Here is a 19334-nt window from a genome sequence, read left to right as displayed (position 1 = left end):
CGCTTTCGGAAGGAACTCGAGCATGACCGTGCTTCATTCCGCCCCCCGCTATTCGCCCTTTGACGGCGTGCTGGAAACGCTGTCCGCCGCGCTGGGCGACATGATCGTCTCCGCGCGCGAGCAGCATGGCGAGATCGTGATCCATGTGGTGCGCGAGCGTATCGTCGAAGCGCTCCAGGCGCTGCGCGATACCCACGAATACCAGCAGCTGATGGACATCGCGGGCGCGGACTACCCTTCGCGGCCCGAGCGCTTCGAGGTGGTCTATTGCCTGCTTTCGCTGACGAAGAACCACCGCCTGATCGTGAAGGTCGCGACCGACGAGGCCACTCCGGTGCCGACGGTGACCGGGCTCTGGCCGAACGCCAGCTGGTACGAGCGCGAGGTCTATGACCTTTACGGCGTGCTCTTTGCCGGGCACCCGGACCTGCGCCGGATCCTGACGGACTACGGCTTCCAGGGCCACCCGTTCCGCAAGGACTTCCCGCTTACCGGCTATGTCGAGCTGCGCTATTCGGAAGAGGACAAGCGCGTCGTCTACGAGAAGGTCGAGCTGGCGCAGGACTTGCGGCAATTCGATTTCATGAGCCCGTGGGAAGGCGCGCACTATGTGCTTCCGGGCGATGAGAAGGCTGAAGGGAACAAGGCATGAGCCTGAGCCTTGAACAGTCGCCCACCACCGGCGACGAGGTCATCACCAACTACACGATCAACTTCGGCCCCCAGCACCCGGCGGCGCACGGCGTGCTGCGCATGGTGATGGAACTGGACGGCGAGATCGTCGAGCGCGTCGATCCGCATGTCGGCCTGCTGCATCGCGGCACCGAGAAGCTGATCGAGCACAAGACCTACCTGCAGGCGCTGCCCTATTTCGACCGGCTGGACTATTGCTCGCCGCTCGCGATGGAGCACTCCTACGTGCTCGCGGTCGAGAAGCTGCTCAACCTCGAAGTGCCGCTGCGGGCGCAGTATCTGCGCGTGCTGTTTGCCGAGCTGACGCGCATCTGCAACCACATGCTGAACCTCGGTTCGCACGTCATGGACGTCGGCGCGATGACGCCGAACCTGTGGTTGTTCGAGATCCGCGAGGACTGCCTCAACTTCTTCGAACGCGCATCGGGCGCGCGCATGCATGCGGCGTGGTTCCGCCCCGGCGGCGTGCATCAGGATGTGCCGCTCAAGCTGCTGACCGACATTGCCGATTGGCTCGACACGCGCCTGCCGCAGCTGTTCGAGGATGCGATGAGCCTCGTCGTCGACAATCGCATCTTCAAGCAGCGCAATGTCGATATCGCCATTGTCAGCCGCGATGATGCGATTGCCTGGGGCTTCTCGGGCCCGATGATCCGTGGTTCGGGCATCCCGTGGGATCTGCGCAAGAGCCAGCCCTACGACGTCTATGACCGCATGGACTTCGAGGTACCGGTGGGCACGCGCGGCGATTGCTATGACCGGTTCATGGTGCGCGTCGAGGAAGTGCGCCAGTCCGCCCGGATCATGAAGCAGTGCCTGGCCGAAATGCCGGAAGGGCCGGTTGCGAGCACCGACCGCAAGGTCGTCCCGCCCAAGCGCGGCGAGATGAAGCAGTCGATGGAAGCGCTGATCCATCACTTCAAGCTCTACACCGAAGGCTTCCACGTGCCGGCGGGCGAAGTCTATGTCGCGACGGAAAGCCCCAAGGGCGAGTTCGGCGTCTATCTGGTCTCGGACGGCACCAACAAGCCCTACCGCTGCAAGATCCGCCCGACTGCATTCAGCCACCTGCAGGCGATGGACTTCATGACCAAGGGCCACATGCTGCCTGACGTCACCGCGATCATCGGCGCGATCGACGTGGTGTTCGGGGAGTGCGACCGGTGAGTTTGCTGTCGCGCTACGAGGCGTACCTTTATGAGCAGTGCCGGCGGGGCGGTACGCAGATCGGGACGCAACTGCTTCCCTGGTTTGTGCTGGCGATTGCCGTCGGCGCTCTGCTTCCGCGGGTTCCAACCTTAAAAGATAGCCTGTCGGAGTTGCTGGTCGTCGGCCTCGCAGCCTCGCCGATCCTGATCGGTGCGGTGCTGGTGACGCGGGCACGCTGGCGCGCCTATTGCGCGCGGATCGACGAGGATGGCCGAAATGGCTGACAACCTCGCCACCGCCAAGGCCATGATTGCCGCCTACAACGCGCAGGACGTGGATACCTACGTCTCGTACATGACCGACGACGCCTGCGAGGCGAACTATCGCGGCGATGTCGTGCGTGAAGGCAAGGAAGGCACGCGCTCGGGCCTTGCCGCCGCGTTCGCGCGCTGGCCGCAGAACCATGCCGAGATCACGCACGCGCAGGCCATCGGCACCTACGTGCTGATGCGCGAACATGTGACGCGCGGGCCTGCAACCGACGGGTCGGCGCTGGTCGAGCCGTTCGACGTTGTCGCGGTCTATTCTTTCGAAGGCGAGAAGTGCTCTCGCGTGGAGTTCATTCGCTGATGGCTGACCGTCATATCGAACCTGATACCCCGACCTTGCGCGCCCGCTGGGGCTCTTTCGCGTGGACGGCGGAGAATGCCGAGAAGGCGAAGACGATCATCGCGCGCTATCCGGCGGGCCGCCAGCGCTCGGCGGTGATGCCGCTGCTCGATCTGGCGCAGCGCCAGGTGGGTGCGGAAGAAAACACGCAAGGGTGGCTGCCGATTCCGGTGATGGAATATGTCGCGAAGCAGCTCGACATGCCGATCATCCGCGTGGTCGAAGTCGCGACGTTCTACACGATGTACAACATCGCCCCGATCGGCCGGTTCCACGTGCAGGTCTGCGGGACGACGCCGTGCATGCTGCGCGGCTCGGACGACATCATCGCGGCATGCAAGGCCAAGGGGCTGAAGAAGGGCCACACCACCGAGGACGGCCTGTTCAGCTTCACTGAAGTGGAATGCATGGGCAACTGCGCGTCCGCGCCGATGGTCCAGATCAACGACGACAACTACGAGGATCTGACCGCGGCGGACATGACGCGCATCCTCGATGAGCTGGCGGCGGGCAAGCAGCCCAAGACCGGCACGCAGGCGCCGGGCCGCCACACTGTCGAGCCGCTCGGCGGGCCGACAACGCTGACCGCGATGGTTTCAGCCAATCACGATTACCGGAGTGAGTGGTAACATGGCGCTCGCTGACAAGGACCGCATTTTCACCAACCTCTACGGCTACCAGCCGTGGAACCTGAAGGCCGCGCAGGCGCGCGGGGATTGGGACAACACCAAGGCCCTGATGGAGCGCGGGCAGGACGCGATCATCGAGGAAATCAAGGCGAGCGGCCTGCGCGGGCGCGGCGGTGCGGGCTTCCCGACCGGCATGAAGTGGTCGTTCATGCCCAAGGAGAGCAAGGACGGCCGTCCGAGCTTCCTTGTCATCAATGCCGACGAGAGCGAGCCGGGTTCGTGCAAGGACCGCGAGATCATCCGCCACGATCCGCACAAGCTGATCGAAGGCGCGCTGGTCGCAGGCTATGCGATGCGGGCGCGGGCGGCCTATATCTACATTCGCGGCGAATATATCCGCGAGGCCGAGACGCTGTTTGCCGCCGTGGCCGAAGCCTATGAAGCGGGGCTGCTGGGCAAGAACGCCTGCGGTTCGGGCTATGATTTCGATGTCTTCGTCCACCGCGGCGCGGGCGCCTACATCTGCGGCGAAGAGACCGCGATGATCGAGAGCCTCGAGGGCAAGAAAGGCCAGCCGCGCCTCAAGCCGCCGTTCCCGGCAGGCGCGGGGCTCTATGGCTGCCCGACGACGGTGAACAACGTCGAGAGCATCGCGGTTGCGCCGACGATCCTGCGGCGCGGGGCGGCGTGGTTTTCGAGCTTCGGGCGCGACAACAACAAGGGCACCAAGCTGTTCCAGATCAGCGGGCATGTCGAAAAGCCCTGCGTGGTCGAGGAAGCGATGAGCATTCCGTTCAGCGAGCTGATCGAGAAGCATTGCGGCGGCATTCGCGGTGGGCGCGACAACCTGCTCGCGGTGATCCCCGGCGGTTCCTCGGTGCCGCTGGTGCCGGCGGCGGAGATCTGGGACGCGCCGATGGACTTCGACGGCCTGCGCGCGGTCGGTTCGGGCCTCGGCACGGCGGCGGTGATCGTGATGGACAAGTCCACCGATATCGTCCGCGCGATCAGCCGGCTTTCCTATTTCTACAAGCACGAGAGCTGCGGCCAGTGCACCCCGTGCCGCGAAGGCACCGGCTGGATGTGGCGCGTGATGGAACGCCTGCGCACTGGCGATGCCGACGTCAGCGAGATCGATATGCTGCATCAGGTGACCAAGCAGGTTGAAGGCCACACGATCTGCGCGCTGGGTGACGCGGCGGCCTGGCCGATCCAGGGCCTGATCCGCCACTTCCGGCCCGAGATCGAGCGCCGGATTGCGGAAAATCAGCGGGAGGCGGCGGAGTGAGCATTACGCCTACTGACGCAGTGGTCGGAGTGATCTTGGGCTTCGCCGCCCTTGCGTATTGGGTCTTCCGCCCCCGCCGCGAATCCGACCAACCCGGACCCCATAACAATTGGAGGAGGCCGCAGCGCGGCGTCGAATCCGGTTTCCATGAAGGCATTTCCGACGCTAGCGGCGGCGATGGAGGTCATTTCTAATGCCCAAGCTCAAAGTCGACGGCGTAGAGCTCGAAGTTCCCGCTGGCGCGACGGTGCTGCAGGCGTGCGAGCTCGCCGGCAAGGAAATTCCCCGGTTCTGCTATCACGAGCGGCTCAGCATCGCGGGCAACTGCCGCATGTGTCTGGTCGAAGTGAAGCCCGGGCCGCCCAAGCCGCAGGCTTCGTGTGCGCTGCCGGCCAGCGAGGGCCAAGAAATCCGCACCGACAGCGAGATGGTCAAGAAGGCGCGCGAGGGGGTGATGGAGTTTCTCCTCATCAACCACCCGCTCGATTGCCCGATCTGCGATCAGGGCGGCGAATGCGATCTGCAGGACCAGTCAGTCGCCTATGGCCGCGGCGCCTCGCGCTATGACGAGAACAAGCGCGCCGTCACCGACAAGTACATGGGCCCGCTGATCAAGACGACGATGACGCGGTGCATCCACTGCACGCGCTGCGTGCGTTTCTCGGAAGAGATCGCGGGCGTGGACGAGATCGGCGCGCTTTATCGCGGCGAGGGGATGCAGATTTCGACGTACCTTGAAGGCGCGGCGAAGCATGAGCTTTCGGCCAATGTGATCGACCTCTGCCCGGTCGGCGCGCTGACTTCGAAGCCTTATGCGTTCGAGGCGCGGCCGTGGGAGCTGAAGAAGACGCTGGGCATCGACGTGTCGGACGCGGTCGGCTCCAACATCCGTATCGACAGCCGGGGCCGCGAAGTGCTGCGCATCCTGCCGCGCGTGAACGATGACGTGAACGAGGAATGGCTGTCGGACCGCGCGCGCTATGTCGTGGATGGCCTCACGCGCCGCCGTTTGGACAAGCCGTGGCTGCGCAAGGATGGCAAGCTGACGGCGGCTTCGTGGGCCGAAGCGTTTGACGCGGTCGCCAAGATCAATCCGGGCGCTTCGGTGGCCGTGATCTCGGGCGATCAGGTCGATTGCGAGACGATGTTTGCGGCGAAGGCCTTGGCGCGCGCGCTGGGCTCGAGCCTGCTTGAAGGCCGCCAGACGGGTCTGGCCTACACCGCGACCAATCTGGCGGCGGTGGCGTTCAATTCGACCTTTGCCGGGATCGAGGACGCGGACGCGATCCTGATCGTGGGCAGCCACGTGCGCGATGAAGCGCCGCTGGTGAACACGCGGCTGCGCAAGGCGGCGAAGCGGGGCGCGAAGGTTTTCGTGATCGGCGCGGCCTGGGACCCGACCTATCCGGCCACGTTCCTTGGCGAAGATTCCGCCATTCTCAACGATGTGCCAGCGGAAGTTGTGGCGGCGTTCGAGGGTGCGAAGAGGCCTGCGATCATCATCGGCGGGGCTGGCCTTGCCAAGGGTGCGCTGGAAGCGGGCCTCGCCTTTGCCGAGCGCTTCAAGCTGGTCACCAACGAGTGGAACGGCTTCAACGTGCTGCACATGGCCGCGAGCCGCATGGGCGGACTGATGCTGGGCTATGCGCAGCCGGGCGGCCTCGCGGATCTGGTGGCTGGCAAGCCCAAGATGGTGATTTCGCTCGGTGCGGACGAGGTGGACTACACCAAGTTTGCCGGTTCGATGATCGTGCATATCGGCCACCATGGTGACAAGGCGGCGCATGCGGCGGACGTGATCCTGCCCGCCGCCGCTTTCACCGAGAAGGACGGCACTTACGTCAACACCGAAGGCCGCGTGCAGTATTCCGAACGCGCGGTCTATGCGCCGGGCGATGCGCGCGAGGACTGGACAATCCTGCGCGCCATGGCCGATGCGCTGGGCGTTTCGGTGGGCTTCGACAGCTTTGAGCAGCTGCGCGCAGCGATGATCGCCGAAGTGCCCGCACTCGGCGTGGAAGGGCTGGCCGACTACGGCGCGTTGCCTGCCGCGCCTGCCGGTGCCAAGGCGGACGGCGTGATCGCGGCCTACCCGATCAAGGACCACTACCTCACCAACGCCATCGCGCGGTCGAGCCCGACGCTGCAGCGCTGCTCGGCGGAACTGCTGCACGGTGAGACATTTGCGGAGGCCGCGGAATGATCCCGTTTTTCCAGTGGACGGGCCTCTCGTTCGAGGCGGCTTGGGTGGTTTCGACCATCGCGGAGATCCTGCTGATCGCGCTGCCGGTCATGCTGGCAGTGGCACTGGTCATCTATGCCGACCGCAAGATCTGGGCGGCGATGGCGCTGCGCAAGGGGCCGAACGTGGTGGGGCCGATCGGCATCCTCCAGTCGTTTGCGGACGGCCTCAAGGTCTTCCTGCAGGAAACGATCATTCCTGCGGCGGCGAACAAGGGCCTGTTCCTGATCGCGCCGATCATCACGTTCACCGTGGCGCTGATGGCCTGGGCGGTGATCCCGTTCAATTCGGGCGCGGTGCTGGCGGATATCAATGTCGGCCTGCTTTACGTCCTGGCGATCTCGTCGCTGGGGGTTTACGGGGTGGTGATCGCGGGCTGGTCGTCGAACTCGAAATACCCGTTTTTCAGCGCGATGCGCGCTTCGGCACAGATGATTTCCTATGAAGTCTCGATCGGCTTCATCCTCATCTGCGTGGTGCTGTGGGCGGGCTCGTTCAACTTGAACGAGATCGTCAAGGCGCAGAAGGATCACGTCTGGATCATCAACGGCTTCGTGGCGAACCCGCTGCTGTTCCCGGTCTGGGTGATGTTCCTGATCTCGGGCATGGCCGAAACCGCGCGCGCGCCGTTCGACCTGACCGAGGCGGAGTCGGAGCTCGTCGCGGGGTATCAGACCGAATATTCGTCGATGGCCTTCGCGCTCTACTGGCTGGGCGAATATGCCAACGTGCTCCTGATGTGCACGCTGAACGCCACGCTGTTCTGGGGTGGCTACCTGCCGCCGCTCGACATTCCGGTGCTCTATCTGGTGCCGGGGCTGGTGTGGCTGCTGCTCAAGATCCTGTTTTTCTTCTTCATCTTCAGCTGGGTCAAGGCAACCGTGCCGCGGTACCGCTATGACCAGCTGATGCGGCTGGGCTGGAAGATCTTCCTGCCGCTCTCGCTGTTCTTCGTGTTCGCGATCAGCGGATACCTCATGGCCACCGGACATTTCGCATGACCGTCTCGCAGATCATCAAGAGCTTCACGCTGTGGGAGTTCGTGAAGGCGCACTGGCTGACCTTGAAGTACCTCTTCAAGCCCAAGGCGACGATCAACTACCCGTTCGAGAAGAACCCGCTCTCCCCGCGCTTCCGCGGTGAACATGCGCTGCGCCGTTATCCCAATGGCGAGGAGCGCTGCATCGCGTGCAAGCTGTGCGAGGCGGTGTGCCCGGCGCAGGCGATCACCATCGAGGCGGAGCCCCGTGAGGACGGCAGCCGCCGCACCACGCGCTATGACATCGACATGACCAAGTGCATCTTCTGCGGCTTCTGCCAGGAAGCCTGCCCGGTCGATGCCATCGTCGAAGGTCCGAACTTCGAATACGCGACCGAAACGCGCGAGGAGCTCTTGTACGACAAGGCCAAGCTGCTCGCCAACGGGGACAAGTGGGAGCGGGCGCTGGCCGCGAACCTTGAAGCCGACGCACCGTACCGCTAGGGGCCCCGCAACATGATCCAGGCCTTTGCCTTCTATCTTTTCACGGCGATCATGCTGTTCAGCGCGATCTCGGTGATATTCGCACGCAACCCGGTCCATTCGGTGCTCTGGCTCATCCTCGCATTCTTCAACGCGGCGGGGCTGATGGTGCTGGTCGGCGCCGAGTTCATCGCGATGCTGCTGGTCATCGTCTACGTCGGCGCGGTCGCGGTGCTGTTCCTGTTCGTCGTGATGATGCTCGACATCGACTTTTCGGAGATGCGCGCCGGCTTCATCAAGAACGCGCCACTAGGTCTGCTGATCGCGGCGGTGCTGCTCGCCGAGCTGGGGCTGGGCCTTGGCGTGTGGCACTCGGGCGCGCTGCAACTGGGTGTGGCGAGCGGGGCTGCAGCAACGCCGGAGGGCCTCTCCAACACGGCGGCCATCGGCGCGCTGCTCTACACGCGCTACCTGTTCCTGTTCGAGGCGGCGGGGATCATCCTGCTCGTCGCCATGATCGGCGCTATCGTGCTGACGCACCGCCAGCGCAGCGATACGCGCGGGCAGAATGTCGGCCGCCAGATCGCGCGCCGTCCGGAAGAGGCGACCATCAACGTCAAGCCCGCCGTGGGCCAGGGGGTGACGCTGTGATGCAGTTTAACCACCTACATCCGCTCACCCTGAGCCTGTCGAAGGGTGCTTGCGCAGCGGTTGGGTGCGGGCTTCGACAAGCTCAGCCTGAGCGGTTTTTGGGTTTGGTTCAGGATCAGGGGGCCGGGCTGTGATTGGTATCGAACATTATGTTGCCGTCAGCTCGATCCTGTTCGTGCTCGGCGTGCTGGGCATCTTCCTCAACCGCAAGAACGTGATCGTGATCCTGATGGCGATCGAGCTGATCCTGCTCGCGGTGAACCTCAATCTCGTGGCGTTCAGCGCGTTCCTGCATGACCTCACGGGTCAGATCTTCGCGATGTTCGTGCTGACCGTGGCGGCCGGCGAGGCGGCGATCGGGCTTGCCATTCTCGTCATCTACTTCCGCGGCCGCGGCACGATCGCGGTGGACGACGTCAATCGGATGAAGGGGTAAGCGGACCGTGCATCCGATCCAACTTATCGTTTTCCTGCCGCTGCTGGCAGCGCTGGTCGCAGGACTGGGCGCCCGGCTGATCGGCAAGGTGCCGGCCAAGATCGTGACGACGGGGGCGCTTTTCGTATCGTGCGCGCTGTCCTGGCCGATCTTCCTTTCGTTCCTGTCAGGCAGCGCCGAAGCCACGGTGGTACCGGTGCTGCAGTGGGTGCGCTCGGGCGATCTCGACTTCCAGTGGGCGCTCAGGGTCGACACGCTGACTGCGGTTATGCTGGTGGTTGTGACCAGCGTCTCGGCGCTCGTCCACCTGTACTCATGGGGCTACATGGACGAGGAGCCCGATCAGGCGCGGTTCTTCGCCTATCTGTCGCTGTTCACCTTCGCGATGCTGATGCTGGTGACGGCTGACAACCTCGTCCAGATGTTCTTCGGCTGGGAAGGGGTGGGCCTTGCCTCTTATCTGCTGATCGGATTCTGGTTCCGCAAGCCCTCGGCCAACGCTGCCGCGATGAAGGCATTCGTGGTCAACCGCGTCGGTGACCTCGGTTTCATGCTGGGCATTTTCGGGACGTTCCTGGTGTTCGGCACCGTCTCGATCCCGGCGATCCTGGCGGCGGCGCCGGGCATGGCGGGCTCGACCATCGGCTTCCTTGGCCACCGCTTCGATACGATGACGGTGCTGTGCATTCTCCTGTTCATCGGCGCGATGGGCAAGTCGGCGCAGCTTGGCCTTCACACCTGGCTGCCGGACGCGATGGAAGGCCCGACGCCGGTTTCGGCGCTGATCCACGCCGCGACCATGGTGACCGCAGGCGTGTTCATGGTCTGCCGCCTTTCGCCGATGTTCCAGACCAGCGAAACCGCGATGACCGTGGTGACCTACGTGGGCGCGGCAACACTGTTCTTCGCCGCGACGATCGGCACGACGCAGTGGGACATCAAGCGGGTGATCGCTTATTCGACCTGCTCGCAGCTTGGCTACATGTTCGTGGCGGCGGGCGTCGGCGCGCCGGGTGCGGCGATGTTCCACTTGTTCACCCACGCCTTCTTCAAGGCGCTGCTGTTCCTCGGCGCGGGCTCGGTCATCCATGCGATGCACCATGAGCAGGACATGCGCTATTACGGCGGCCTGAGGAAGCACATCCCGGTCACGTTCTGGGCGATGATGGCGGGCACGCTTGCGATCACCGGCGTCGGTATCGTCGACGTGTTTGGCTTCGCGGGCTTCTATTCGAAGGACTCGATCCTCGAGGCGGCTTATGCCAGCGGGACCGGCCCCGGCCACTTCGGCTTCTGGATGGGGATCACCGCCGCGCTGCTGACGAGCTTCTACTCGTGGCGCCTGATGTTCCTGACCTTCTGGGGCAAGCCGCGCTGGGAGCTCTCCGAGCATATCCTGCACGCGGTTCATGACGCACACGGCCATGGTGATCACGCACACGGCCATGGTGATCACGCACACGGGCATGATGATCACCACGCGCATGCCTCGCACGACGGCACCGCCGGCTATCATCCGCATGAAAGCCCGTGGGTCATGCTGCTGCCACTGGTGCTGCTGTCGGTCGGCGCGGTCATTGCGGGCTATGTCTTCCACCATGCCTTCATCAGCGAAGGCGAGGGCGAGTTCTGGAAGAACAGTGTCGCCTTCAGCGAACACCTCATCCATGCGATGCACGAGGTGCCGGAATGGGTGAAGTGGGCGCCGTTCGCGGTGATGGTCACCGGCCTTGCCGGTGCCTACGTCGCCTATATCGCGAGCCCAGGCCTGCCGGCGGCGTTCAGCAGCGCCATCGGGCCGCTGTACCGCTTCGTCTACAACAAGTGGTACTTCGACGAGCTCTACAACGTGCTCTTCGTGAAGCCTGCGATGGCGCTCGGCCGCCTGTTCTGGAAGCAGGGTGACATCGGGATCATCGACCGCTTCGGCCCCAACGGCGCGGCCTGGGTGGTCGCCCGTTCGAGCCGGATCGCGGTGCGGCTGCAGTCCGGATACCTCAACAGCTATGCGCTGGTCATGCTCGTCGGCCTTGTCGGCGCGGTCAGCTGGGTGATTGCACGATGATCGGGTTTCCTATTCTCAGCTTGATGCTCCTCGTGCCGCTGGTCGGCGCGGTGGCCTGCCTCATGGCGGGGCGCGAGCAGGCGCGCATGATCGCGCTGGTGGCGACGCTGGTCGATCTCGTGCTGGGCGCGGTGCTGTGGTCGCATTACCAGATCGGCGGGCCGCAGTGGCAGTTCCAGGAGCATGCCTCGATCTTCGCGGGCTTCGAATGGAAGCTCGGCATCGACGGGATCGCGCTGCTGCTGATTGCACTGACGGTGTTCCTCATGCCGATCTGCATCGGCGCGAGCTGGAACGCGATCGAGAAGCGCGCGGGCGAGTACTACGCCAACTTCCTGATCATGGAGACGCTGATGATCGGCGTCTTCACCGCGCAGGACCTATTCCTGTTCTACATCATGTTCGAGGCCGGCCTGATCCCGATGTACCTGATCATCGGCATCTGGGGCGGGGCGGACCGCATCTACGCCAGCTACAAGTTCTTCCTCTACACGCTGCTCGGATCGGTGCTGATGCTGATCGCGATGATGTGGATGGTGAACGAGGCAGGTTCCAGCGACATCCCGACGCTGATGGCCTACAGCTTCCCGGTCAAGGCGCAGACCTGGCTGTGGCTGGCCTTCTTCGCGAGCTTCGCGGTGAAGATGCCGATGTGGCCGACGCACACCTGGCTGCCCGACGCGCATGTGCAGGCGCCGACCGCGGGTTCGGTGATCCTCGCGGGCGTGCTGCTCAAGATGGGCGGCTACGGCTTCATCCGCTTCTCGCTGCCGATGTTCCCCGAGGCATCCGCGCAGTTCGCGCCGCTGATCTACGCGCTGTCGATGGCGGCGGTGGTGATCACCTCGCTGATCGCGCTGGTGCAGCACGACATGAAGAAGCTTATCGCCTATTCCTCGGTCGCGCACATGGCGATCGTGACGGTCGGGCTCTTTGCGTTCAACCGGCAGGGCCTTGAAGGCTCGATGATCGTGATGCTGAGCCACGGCATCGTCTCGGGCGCGCTGTTCCTGGCCGTCGGCGTGATCTACGACCGGCTGCACACGCGCGAGATCGACCGCTACGGCGGCCTTGCCATCAACATGCCGGCCTATGCGCTGTTCTTCATGCTGTTCACGATGGCCTCGGTCGGCCTGCCCGGCACGAGCGGCTTCGTCGGCGAGTTCCTCTCGCTCATGGGCATCTACGCGCAGTCGAGCTGGGTTGCGCTGATCTGCACCACCGGCATCATCCTCGGCGCGGCTTACATGCTCTATCTCTATCGCCGCGTGGTGTTCGGCGTCCAGAAGAACGAGGACGCGGCGGCGATGCCCGATCTCGACGCGCGCGAATGGGCGATGATGATCCCGCTCGCGGCCGCCGTCATGTGGATGGGCGTCTATCCGGAAACCTTCCTCGCGCCGATGCGCAAGGATATCGCCAGCCTCGAAGCGCGGCTCGCACAGGCGCGGCCCAAGGGCGACGCGGATGTTCAGATCGCTGCCATTCCGCCTGCCGCGACGACTCATGAACATGGGGATGCAATGGAACACGGGGCTGAGTCTGCCCACGAGGGAGCACGCTGATGGAACTGCTGCGCTCTCTGGCGATTACCGGGACCGAGGAAGTCCTCAGCGTTTCTGGCCTGATCCTGCTGCTCGCCGCCGCCTGGGGTGGTGACAAGGCCTCGCGCGTCATCTCGATTGCTGCCGTCGCTGCGCTCACGGTTTGCGCTGTCCTGACCGCACCGGCGCTCAGCCAGGCCGCGATGGGCGAGGCGGCAAGCGCGTGGAACGGCCAGTTCTCGGGCGACGCCTTTGCCGCGTTCGGCAAGCTCCTGATCTACATCGGCGCCGCCGTCACGCTGATCGTCGCCCCGGCGTTCTTCGAGCGCGAGAAGGCGATGCGCGCGGAATTTCCGCTGCTGGTGCTGCTGGCGGCGATGGGCATGGGCATGATGGTCTCGGCGACCGACATGCTGGCGCTCTACATCGGGCTCGAGCTCAACAGCCTCGCCGCCTACGTCATGGCCTCGTTCCTGCGCAGCGACGAGCGTTCGGCGGAAGCGGGACTCAAGTACTTCGTGCTGGGTTCGCTCGCTTCGGGCATTCTGCTTTATGGCATCAGCCTGACGTATGGTTTTACCGGCAGCACCAGCTTCGCCGGGATCCACGGCGCGCTGGCCGGCACGCTCTCGACGGGCGCGGTGTTCGGCGTTGTCTTCGTGCTGGCGGGCCTTGCCTTCAAGGTCAGCGCGGCGCCGTTCCACATGTGGACGCCGGACGTCTACGAAGGCGCACCGACCCCGGTGACGACTTTCTTCGCGACGGCACCCAAAGTTGCGGCGCTAGCCCTCCTGATGCGTGTTAGCCTCTTCGCGTTCGGCTCGCAGCCGGGCGTGTGGCAGCAGATCGTGATCTTCGTCGCGCTGCTGTCGATCGTGATCGGCGCGCTCGGCGCGATCGGGCAGGACAACATCAAGCGCCTGCTCGCCTATTCCTCGATCAACAACGTCGGCTTCATGCTGATCGGGCTTGCCTGCGCCAATCAGACGGGCGCTGCGGCGATGCTGGTCTACCTTGCGATCTATGTCGCGATGACCGTTGCGGGCTTTGTCGCGGTGCTGATGCTGCGCGATGCGAATGGGGCGCAGGTTGAATCGATCACCGCGATGGCGGGTCTCTCGAAGACGCGCCCTGCGCTCGCGTGGGCTATTGCCGCGGTCATGTTCAGCCTTGCCGGCATTCCGCCGCTGTTCGGCTTCTGGGGCAAGTTCGTGGTGTTCCAGGCCGCCGTGCAGGCGGGGCTACTGACGCTGGCGGCCATCGGTATCGCGGCTTCGGTGATCGGCGCGTTCTACTACCTCAAGGTCGTCAAGGTGATGTTCTTCGACGAGGCGGCCGACGTGGTGACGGGCCAGAGCGACATGGCGCAGCGCGTGCTGCTGTTCGTATCGACGGTAGTGATCTCGCCGCTGGGTTGGCTGGTGACGAAGCCGCTCGGTGTCCTCGCTGGCAACGCGGCTGCCGCGCTGTTCCACATCGCGTGATCGGCTGAGCCCCCGGTGCCGGACCCCATGATTAGGGTCGTGGCGGAGATCGCCTCGACCAATTCGGCGCTGCTGGAGCGGCTGTCGCAGGGCGAGGCGCCGGCGGAAGGGCATTGGCTGGTCGCGGACCGCCAGACCGCCGGGCGCGGGCGCGCAGGGCGGGTCTGGACCGGCGGGTTCGGCAACTTCATGGGATCGACGGCTGTCGCGCTGCGTGATCATGAGGCTTTGCCGCAAACCCTTGCGCTGGTGGCGGGGTTGAGCGTCCACCGGGCGCTGATGGCCGTGGCGCCCGAACTTGTCGGGCTTGCGCTGAAGTGGCCGAACGATCTCTTGGTGGGCGAGGCCAAGCTGGGCGGCATCCTGCTTGAGCGGCAGCGCGATGCCGTGGTTGTCGGCATTGGGGTCAATCTGGCGGAAGCGCCGGATGTGCCGGGACGCAAGACGGCATCGCTGGCGGGCCTTGGTTATAGCGTGAGCCGTGATGCCTTTGCTGCCGCATTGACGGAGACCTGGGCCGAGGACCTGACGGCATGGCATGCGGGCGGCTGGCCGATGCTGCGTGAGGCCTGGCTTGTGCGTTCGCTGCCCAAAGGCACCCTGCTGGGGGTGAACCTCAGCGAGGAAGGCCATCTGATCGGCGGATTTGCTGGGCTCGAGCCCGATGGGGCGGTCCTTCTGCGCTTGGCGGACGGCGCGGTCCGTGCCATCCACGCCGGAGACGTCGAGCTTATCGGCCCAAGCCGCTTCGACGCAGGAGGAAACGATGCTTCTGGCGGTTGACGTTGGCAACACCAACGTCGTGTTCGCGCTGTTCGACGGGCGGGAAATCCGCTCGCGCTGGCGGGTGGCGACCGATCCGCGGCGCACGGCGGACGAATATGCGGTGTGGCTGCTGCAGCTGATGAAGATCCAGGGCTTCGACCCGGAGCGCGTGCGGCAGATCCTGATTTCGACCGTGGTGCCGCGCGCGCTGCACAACCTGCAGGTGCTTGGGCAGAAGTATTTCGGGATCGATCCGCTGATCGCCGGGCAGCCGCCGGTGGAGTGGGGCTTCGTCGCCGACGTCGAGCAGCCGCGCTCGCTGGGGGCGGACCGGGCGGTGAACACCGTGGCGGCGCATGCCAAGTACGAAGGCGACCTGATCGTGGTCGACTTCGGCACGGCGACCACCTTCGACGTGGTCGACGCAAGCGGCGCCTACAAGGGCGGGATCATCGCGCCGGGTATCAACCTTTCGCTCGATGCGCTGGTGACGGCGGCGGCCAAACTGCCGCGCATCGCCATCGCGCCGCCGCAAGGCAACAATCGCAGCGTGATCGGCCGTAACACTGAAGACCAGATGCAGATCGGCGTGTTCTGGGGCTATGTGGCGATGATGGAAGGCCTGATATCGCGTCTGCGTGAAGAGATCGGAAGGCCCGCCAAGGTGGTCGCCACCGGCGGGCTGGCGGTGCTGTTTGATCAGCACACCGCGATCTTCGACCATGTCGATACCGACCTGACGCTGGATGGCATTGCCATCCTGGCGGAACGCGTGGCCGCGCGCTGACCATCGGGCGTGCTGCGAACCTTTGGCCAGATTGGCCGCTAGTGAACTGGAATTGTTGTGAAACCCGGTAAGGAATTGCTGTTTCTCGCGCTCGGCGGATCGGGCGAGATCGGCATGAACGTCAATCTCTACGGCTGCGACGGCAAATGGCTGATGGTCGACCTCGGCATGACCTTTGCCGACCCGTACTACCCGGGGGTCGATCTCGTGTTCGCCGATCTTTCGTTCATCGAGGAGCGGCTGGACGATCTCGTCGGGGTGGTGCTGACTCATGCGCACGAGGACCATATCGGCGCGGTGCCCTATTTCGCGCTCGATCTCGGCGTGCCGCTCTATGCGACGCCCTTCACCGCGCGGCTTGTCGCGGAGAAGCTGGCCGAGGCAGGAATTTCCAAGGATGTGCAGCTGAACGTCGTGCCGAACGAGGCTTCGCTGAGCCTCGGGCCGTTCGACATCCGCTATGTGCCGCTGGCGCACTCGATTGCCGAAGGCAACGCGCTGGTGATCGAGACGCCTCATGGCCGCGTGTTCCACACCGGCGACTGGAAGCTCGATGACGAGCCGCTGATCGGCGTGCCGGCGACCGAGGGCGACCTTACCGCGCTGGGCGACGAGGGTGTGCTGGCGCTGGTCTGCGATTCGACCAACGTGTTCAATCCCAAGCCCTCCGGCTCCGAAGGCGCGGTGCGCGACGGGCTGATGGAGATGGTGAAGGGTCTCAAGGGCAAGCGCGTCGTTGTCACCACGTTCGCCTCGAACGTGGCGCGGCTGCAGACGCTGGCCGAAGTGGCCGAGGCGACCGGGCGGCAGCTCTGCGTGGCGGGGCGCTCGCTCGACCGGATCATCGGAGTCTCGCAGGCGAGCGGGTACCTCAAGGCCTTTCCCGACGTGATGCGGATGGAAGACGCGATGGACTTGCCGCGCGGCGAAGTGCTCGTGCTGGCGACCGGCGGACAGGGCGAACCGCGTGCGGCGCTCGCGCGGATTGCTTCGGATACGCATCCCATCCGGCTCGAGAAGGGCGATGCGGTGATCTTCTCGAGCCGCCAGATACCGGGCAACGAACTGGCTATCGGGCGAGTGCAAAACCAGCTGGCGGCCAAGGGCGTGGAGATCCTGACCGACCGGCAGGGCATGATCCACGTCTCGGGTCATCCGGGGCGACCTGAACTGGAAGCGCTCTACAGCTGGCTGCGACCGGAAATCCTGGTGCCCGTGCACGGCGAGATGCGCCACATGGCCGAGCAGGCGCGGCTGGGGAAGGCGAGCGGGATCAAGCGCACGATCGTCCAGAAGAACGGCGATCTGGTGCGCCTCGCGCCCGATGGCCCGACCAAGCTGAGCGAAGTGCGCGCAGGGCGGCTCGTGCTCGATGGTGACATCATCGCGCCCGCAGACGGCAGCGCGATGGGCCAGCGGCGCAAGCTGGCGGAGAGTGGCGTGGTGGTGGCCGCGCTCGCGGTCTCGCCGGTCGGCAAGCTGAAGTCGGCCATCGAGATCGCGGCGGTCGGGCTGCCGCTTGAAGAGGACATGGGCGAGTTCATCGCCGAAGCGCAAGGCGATGTCGCCAAGGCGCTGGGCACGCTCAAGGGCGAGAAGGCGCGCGACAGGGCGGCGATTTCCGAAACGGTGCGGCTGACCGTGCGGCGCGCGGCGCAGCGCTGGTCGGGCAAGAAGCCGGTCGTCCAGGTCATGCTGCGGGAAGGCTGAAGCCGATGAAGTGGACATCCATCCTCGCGATCTGGACGCTGTTCTGGGTGCTTTCGGCCTTCCTCGTGATGCCGTTCGGGGTACGTACGGCGGATGAGATGGGTGTCGAGAAAGTGCCCGGTCAGGCGCCGAGTGCGCCGGCGAACTTCAACCCGCGCAAGCTCCTGCTGCGCGCCTCGGTGCTCTCGACCGTGCTGTTCTGGTTCTACTACGCGAACTACGTGAACCACTGGATCACGATCCAGGACCTCGACATCGCGCCCCTGCTGGGGATTTAGACGCCTTCGAGCGCGTAGCCCGCCGAGCGCACCGTGCGCACGGGATCGGGCGCGCCGGGGATGGCGATGGCTTGGCGCAGGCGGCGGATGTGGACGTCGACCGTGCGAAGTTCGATGTCGCTGCCGCTGCCCCAGACCGCATCGAGCAATTGCCCGCGCGAGAAGACGCGGCCCGGGTGCTCCATGAAATGGCGCAGCAGGCGGAACTCGGTCGGCCCGATCTTGATCGCCTGCCCATTACGGGTGACGCGATGCGCGGTGGGGTCGAGCGCAAGATCGCCGACGGTGATCGTCTCGCCCGCCAGCGCGGGGCGCACGCGGCGCAGCACGGCACCGACGCGGGCGATGAGCTCGCGCGGGGAGAAGGGCTTCGTTACATAGTCGTCCGCGCCGGTTTCGAGGCCGCGCACACGGTCGTCCTCGTCGCTGCGCGCGGTGAGGATGATGATGGGCACGTGGGCGGTCGACTTGTTGCGGCGCAGGCGGCGGCAGACTTCGATGCCGCTGGTGCCGCCGATCATCCAGTCGAGCAGGACGAGATCCGGAGTATCCTCGGCAGCGAGGAGCAGGGCCTCGTCGCCGTCGTCGGTGGTGCGCACGTCGTAGCCTTCGCCGCGGAACCGGTATTCGACCAGTTCGGCAAGCGCTGTGTCATCCTCAACCAGAAGCAGCTTCGGCGCGGACATCGATAACCCCCGGATGCAATCCACGAACGCCGTTCAAGGCGGTCCCCTTGCGCAAACACGCGATTTGTTACGCAGTCGTGACGTGCGTACGACCGCTCAGACCGGCGGGATGACTTCGTCCCGTTCCGGAAGGTAGGTGCCAGTGGCGGCGTAGTGTACCATCTCGGCGACATTGGTAGCGTGATCGCCGATCCGCTCGATGTTTCGGGCGACGAACATCAACTGCGCGACCGAGCTGATCGTGGCCGGATTTTCAACCATATACGAGACGAAATTGCGGAACACGCTTTCGTAGAAGGCATCGACCTTGGCATCGCGCTTGACGATCTCCGCCGCCGCGACCGGATCGCGCGCGGCATAGGCAGTGAGCACATCGTGCACCATGTCGCCGGCGAGCTCGTTCATCACCGGCAGCAAGGTGAGTGGCTCGAAGCGCTTGCGGCCCTCGATATGGCCGACGCGCTTGGCGATGTTCTTGGCATAGTCGCCGATCCGCTCGATCACGCCGGCGATCTTGAGCGCGGCGATCACTTCGCGCAGATCGTCCGCCATCGGTGCCCGCAAGGCCAGTACGCGGACGGATAGGCGGTCCACTTCGCCTTCCAGCTGATCGATCCGTTTGTCACGCGCGATCACGCCCAGGGCGAGGTCCTGGTTTCCGTTGACCAGCGCATCCATGGCCTCGGCCACGGAAAGTTCGGCCAGACCGCCCATTTCCGCGACGAGGCCGCGCAGACGGGTGATGTCCTCATCGAACGCCTTGACGGTATGCTCGGCCATCATTGCTCCTCATCCC

The 19334-nt window shown here is 64.8% G+C and carries 19 protein-coding genes and 1 pseudogene; 18 read left to right on the top strand and 2 right to left on the bottom strand.

Annotated elements, in window-relative coordinates:
• Positions 1 to 22: 22 nt before the first annotated feature.
• The 18 genes and pseudogenes from IP83_RS03770 to IP83_RS03680 form a co-directional block, all read left to right on the top strand.
• Positions 23 to 634 (top strand): annotated as a pseudogene (locus IP83_RS03770) (NADH-quinone oxidoreductase subunit C); the annotation flags it as partial.
• Positions 635 to 648: 14 nt separating this feature from the next.
• Complete coding sequence (locus IP83_RS03765; RefSeq protein WP_054120878.1) at positions 649 to 1860, top strand: NADH-quinone oxidoreductase subunit D; 1212 nt, start codon at positions 649 to 651, stop codon at positions 1858 to 1860.
• Complete coding sequence (locus IP83_RS03760) at positions 1857 to 2126, top strand: hypothetical protein (protein WP_143146640.1); 270 nt, start codon at positions 1857 to 1859, stop codon at positions 2124 to 2126. The genes IP83_RS03765 and IP83_RS03760 overlap by 4 nt, the downstream gene beginning before the upstream one ends.
• Positions 2119 to 2472: a nuclear transport factor 2 family protein gene (locus IP83_RS03755; protein WP_054120899.1), complete on the top strand. Its 354-nt coding sequence runs from the start codon at positions 2119 to 2121 to the stop codon at positions 2470 to 2472. Before IP83_RS03760 ends, IP83_RS03755 begins: the two co-directional genes overlap by 8 nt.
• The gene (nuoE, locus tag IP83_RS03750; protein ID WP_054120876.1) at positions 2472 to 3140 is read left to right on the top strand and encodes an NADH-quinone oxidoreductase subunit NuoE; all 669 of its coding nucleotides are present in this window, start codon (positions 2472 to 2474) and stop codon (positions 3138 to 3140) included. Before IP83_RS03755 ends, nuoE begins: the two co-directional genes overlap by 1 nt.
• A 1-nt stretch (position 3141) precedes the next feature.
• Entirely contained in the window at positions 3142 to 4428 is a 1287-nt protein-coding gene (gene nuoF / locus IP83_RS03745) for an NADH-quinone oxidoreductase subunit NuoF (protein ID WP_054120875.1), read from the top strand.
• Positions 4429 to 4621: 193 nt separating this feature from the next.
• Positions 4622 to 6631, top strand: a complete 2010-nt coding sequence (gene nuoG / locus IP83_RS03735) for an NADH-quinone oxidoreductase subunit NuoG (RefSeq protein WP_054120873.1) — start codon at positions 4622 to 4624, stop codon at positions 6629 to 6631.
• On the top strand, positions 6628 to 7671 hold the full coding sequence (gene nuoH, locus IP83_RS03730; protein WP_054120872.1) for an NADH-quinone oxidoreductase subunit NuoH: 1044 nt from the start codon (positions 6628 to 6630) through the stop codon (positions 7669 to 7671). Before nuoG ends, nuoH begins: the two co-directional genes overlap by 4 nt.
• Complete coding sequence (nuoI, locus tag IP83_RS03725) at positions 7668 to 8153, top strand: NADH-quinone oxidoreductase subunit NuoI (RefSeq protein WP_054120871.1); 486 nt, start codon at positions 7668 to 7670, stop codon at positions 8151 to 8153. Before nuoH ends, nuoI begins: the two co-directional genes overlap by 4 nt.
• Positions 8154 to 8165: 12 nt before the next feature.
• Positions 8166 to 8783, top strand: a complete 618-nt coding sequence (locus IP83_RS03720) for an NADH-quinone oxidoreductase subunit J (RefSeq protein ID WP_054120870.1) — start codon at positions 8166 to 8168, stop codon at positions 8781 to 8783.
• 130 nt (positions 8784 to 8913) lie between these two features.
• Positions 8914 to 9219, top strand: coding sequence for an NADH-quinone oxidoreductase subunit NuoK (gene nuoK / locus IP83_RS03715; RefSeq protein ID WP_054120869.1), 306 nt, complete (start codon positions 8914 to 8916; stop codon positions 9217 to 9219).
• Between the two features lie 7 nt (positions 9220 to 9226).
• Positions 9227 to 11284 (top strand): NADH-quinone oxidoreductase subunit L, encoded by a 2058-nt coding sequence (gene nuoL, locus IP83_RS03710; RefSeq protein ID WP_054120868.1) that lies wholly within the window; start codon positions 9227 to 9229, stop codon positions 11282 to 11284.
• Complete coding sequence (locus IP83_RS03705; protein WP_054120867.1) at positions 11281 to 12849, top strand: NADH-quinone oxidoreductase subunit M; 1569 nt, start codon at positions 11281 to 11283, stop codon at positions 12847 to 12849. The genes nuoL and IP83_RS03705 overlap by 4 nt, the downstream gene beginning before the upstream one ends.
• On the top strand, positions 12849 to 14312 hold the full coding sequence (nuoN, locus tag IP83_RS03700; RefSeq protein WP_054120866.1) for an NADH-quinone oxidoreductase subunit NuoN: 1464 nt from the start codon (positions 12849 to 12851) through the stop codon (positions 14310 to 14312). The genes IP83_RS03705 and nuoN overlap by 1 nt, the downstream gene beginning before the upstream one ends.
• Before the next feature lie 39 nt (positions 14313 to 14351).
• On the top strand, positions 14352 to 15095 hold the full coding sequence (locus tag IP83_RS03695) for a biotin--[acetyl-CoA-carboxylase] ligase (RefSeq protein WP_369816987.1): 744 nt from the start codon (positions 14352 to 14354) through the stop codon (positions 15093 to 15095).
• On the top strand, positions 15079 to 15864 hold the full coding sequence (locus tag IP83_RS03690) for a type III pantothenate kinase (RefSeq protein ID WP_054120864.1): 786 nt from the start codon (positions 15079 to 15081) through the stop codon (positions 15862 to 15864). Before IP83_RS03695 ends, IP83_RS03690 begins: the two co-directional genes overlap by 17 nt.
• Positions 15865 to 15921: 57 nt before the next feature.
• A complete protein-coding gene (locus tag IP83_RS03685; protein WP_054120863.1) occupies positions 15922 to 17574 on the top strand; it encodes a ribonuclease J in 1653 nt (550 codons plus the stop codon).
• A gap of 5 nt (positions 17575 to 17579) precedes the next feature.
• Positions 17580 to 17852, top strand: coding sequence for a DUF1467 family protein (locus IP83_RS03680; RefSeq protein WP_054120862.1), 273 nt, complete (start codon positions 17580 to 17582; stop codon positions 17850 to 17852).
• Here IP83_RS03680 and phoB read toward each other — a convergent pair.
• Complete coding sequence (phoB, locus tag IP83_RS03675; protein ID WP_054120861.1) at positions 17849 to 18538, bottom strand: phosphate regulon transcriptional regulator PhoB; 690 nt, start codon at positions 18536 to 18538, stop codon at positions 17849 to 17851. The genes IP83_RS03680 and phoB overlap by 4 nt on opposite strands.
• 96 nt (positions 18539 to 18634) lie before the next feature.
• On the bottom strand, positions 18635 to 19321 hold the full coding sequence (phoU, locus tag IP83_RS03670) for a phosphate signaling complex protein PhoU (protein WP_054120860.1): 687 nt from the start codon (positions 19319 to 19321) through the stop codon (positions 18635 to 18637).
• Between the last annotated feature and the right edge of the window lie 13 nt (positions 19322 to 19334).

This window comes from Novosphingobium sp. AAP93 (assembly GCF_001296055.1).
GTDB lineage: Bacteria > Pseudomonadota > Alphaproteobacteria > Sphingomonadales > Sphingomonadaceae > Novosphingobium.
This window is presented reverse-complemented; position numbering and strand designations above follow the sequence as displayed.

What these genes read in the sequence shown, in the direction of transcription:
- nuoN (WP_054120866.1), top strand. Translation starts at nt 12,849, where the DNA reads ATGGAACTGCTGCGCTCTCTGGCGATTACCGGGACCGAGGAAGTCCTC.
- phoB (WP_054120861.1), bottom strand. Translation starts at nt 18,538, where the DNA reads ATGTCCGCGCCGAAGCTGCTTCTGGTTGAGGATGACACAGCGCTTGCC.
- nuoE (WP_054120876.1), top strand. Translation starts at nt 2,472, where the DNA reads ATGGCTGACCGTCATATCGAACCTGATACCCCGACCTTGCGCGCCCGC.
- IP83_RS03690 (WP_054120864.1), top strand. Translation starts at nt 15,079, where the DNA reads ATGCTTCTGGCGGTTGACGTTGGCAACACCAACGTCGTGTTCGCGCTG.
- IP83_RS03765 (WP_054120878.1), top strand. Translation starts at nt 649, where the DNA reads ATGAGCCTGAGCCTTGAACAGTCGCCCACCACCGGCGACGAGGTCATC.
- IP83_RS03680 (WP_054120862.1), top strand. Translation starts at nt 17,580, where the DNA reads ATGAAGTGGACATCCATCCTCGCGATCTGGACGCTGTTCTGGGTGCTT.
- nuoI (WP_054120871.1), top strand. Translation starts at nt 7,668, where the DNA reads ATGACCGTCTCGCAGATCATCAAGAGCTTCACGCTGTGGGAGTTCGTG.
- phoU (WP_054120860.1), bottom strand. Translation starts at nt 19,321, where the DNA reads ATGATGGCCGAGCATACCGTCAAGGCGTTCGATGAGGACATCACCCGT.
- nuoH (WP_054120872.1), top strand. Translation starts at nt 6,628, where the DNA reads ATGATCCCGTTTTTCCAGTGGACGGGCCTCTCGTTCGAGGCGGCTTGG.
- IP83_RS03755 (WP_054120899.1), top strand. Translation starts at nt 2,119, where the DNA reads ATGGCTGACAACCTCGCCACCGCCAAGGCCATGATTGCCGCCTACAAC.
- nuoG (WP_054120873.1), top strand. Translation starts at nt 4,622, where the DNA reads ATGCCCAAGCTCAAAGTCGACGGCGTAGAGCTCGAAGTTCCCGCTGGC.
- nuoF (WP_054120875.1), top strand. Translation starts at nt 3,142, where the DNA reads ATGGCGCTCGCTGACAAGGACCGCATTTTCACCAACCTCTACGGCTAC.
- IP83_RS03705 (WP_054120867.1), top strand. Translation starts at nt 11,281, where the DNA reads ATGATCGGGTTTCCTATTCTCAGCTTGATGCTCCTCGTGCCGCTGGTC.
- IP83_RS03720 (WP_054120870.1), top strand. Translation starts at nt 8,166, where the DNA reads ATGATCCAGGCCTTTGCCTTCTATCTTTTCACGGCGATCATGCTGTTC.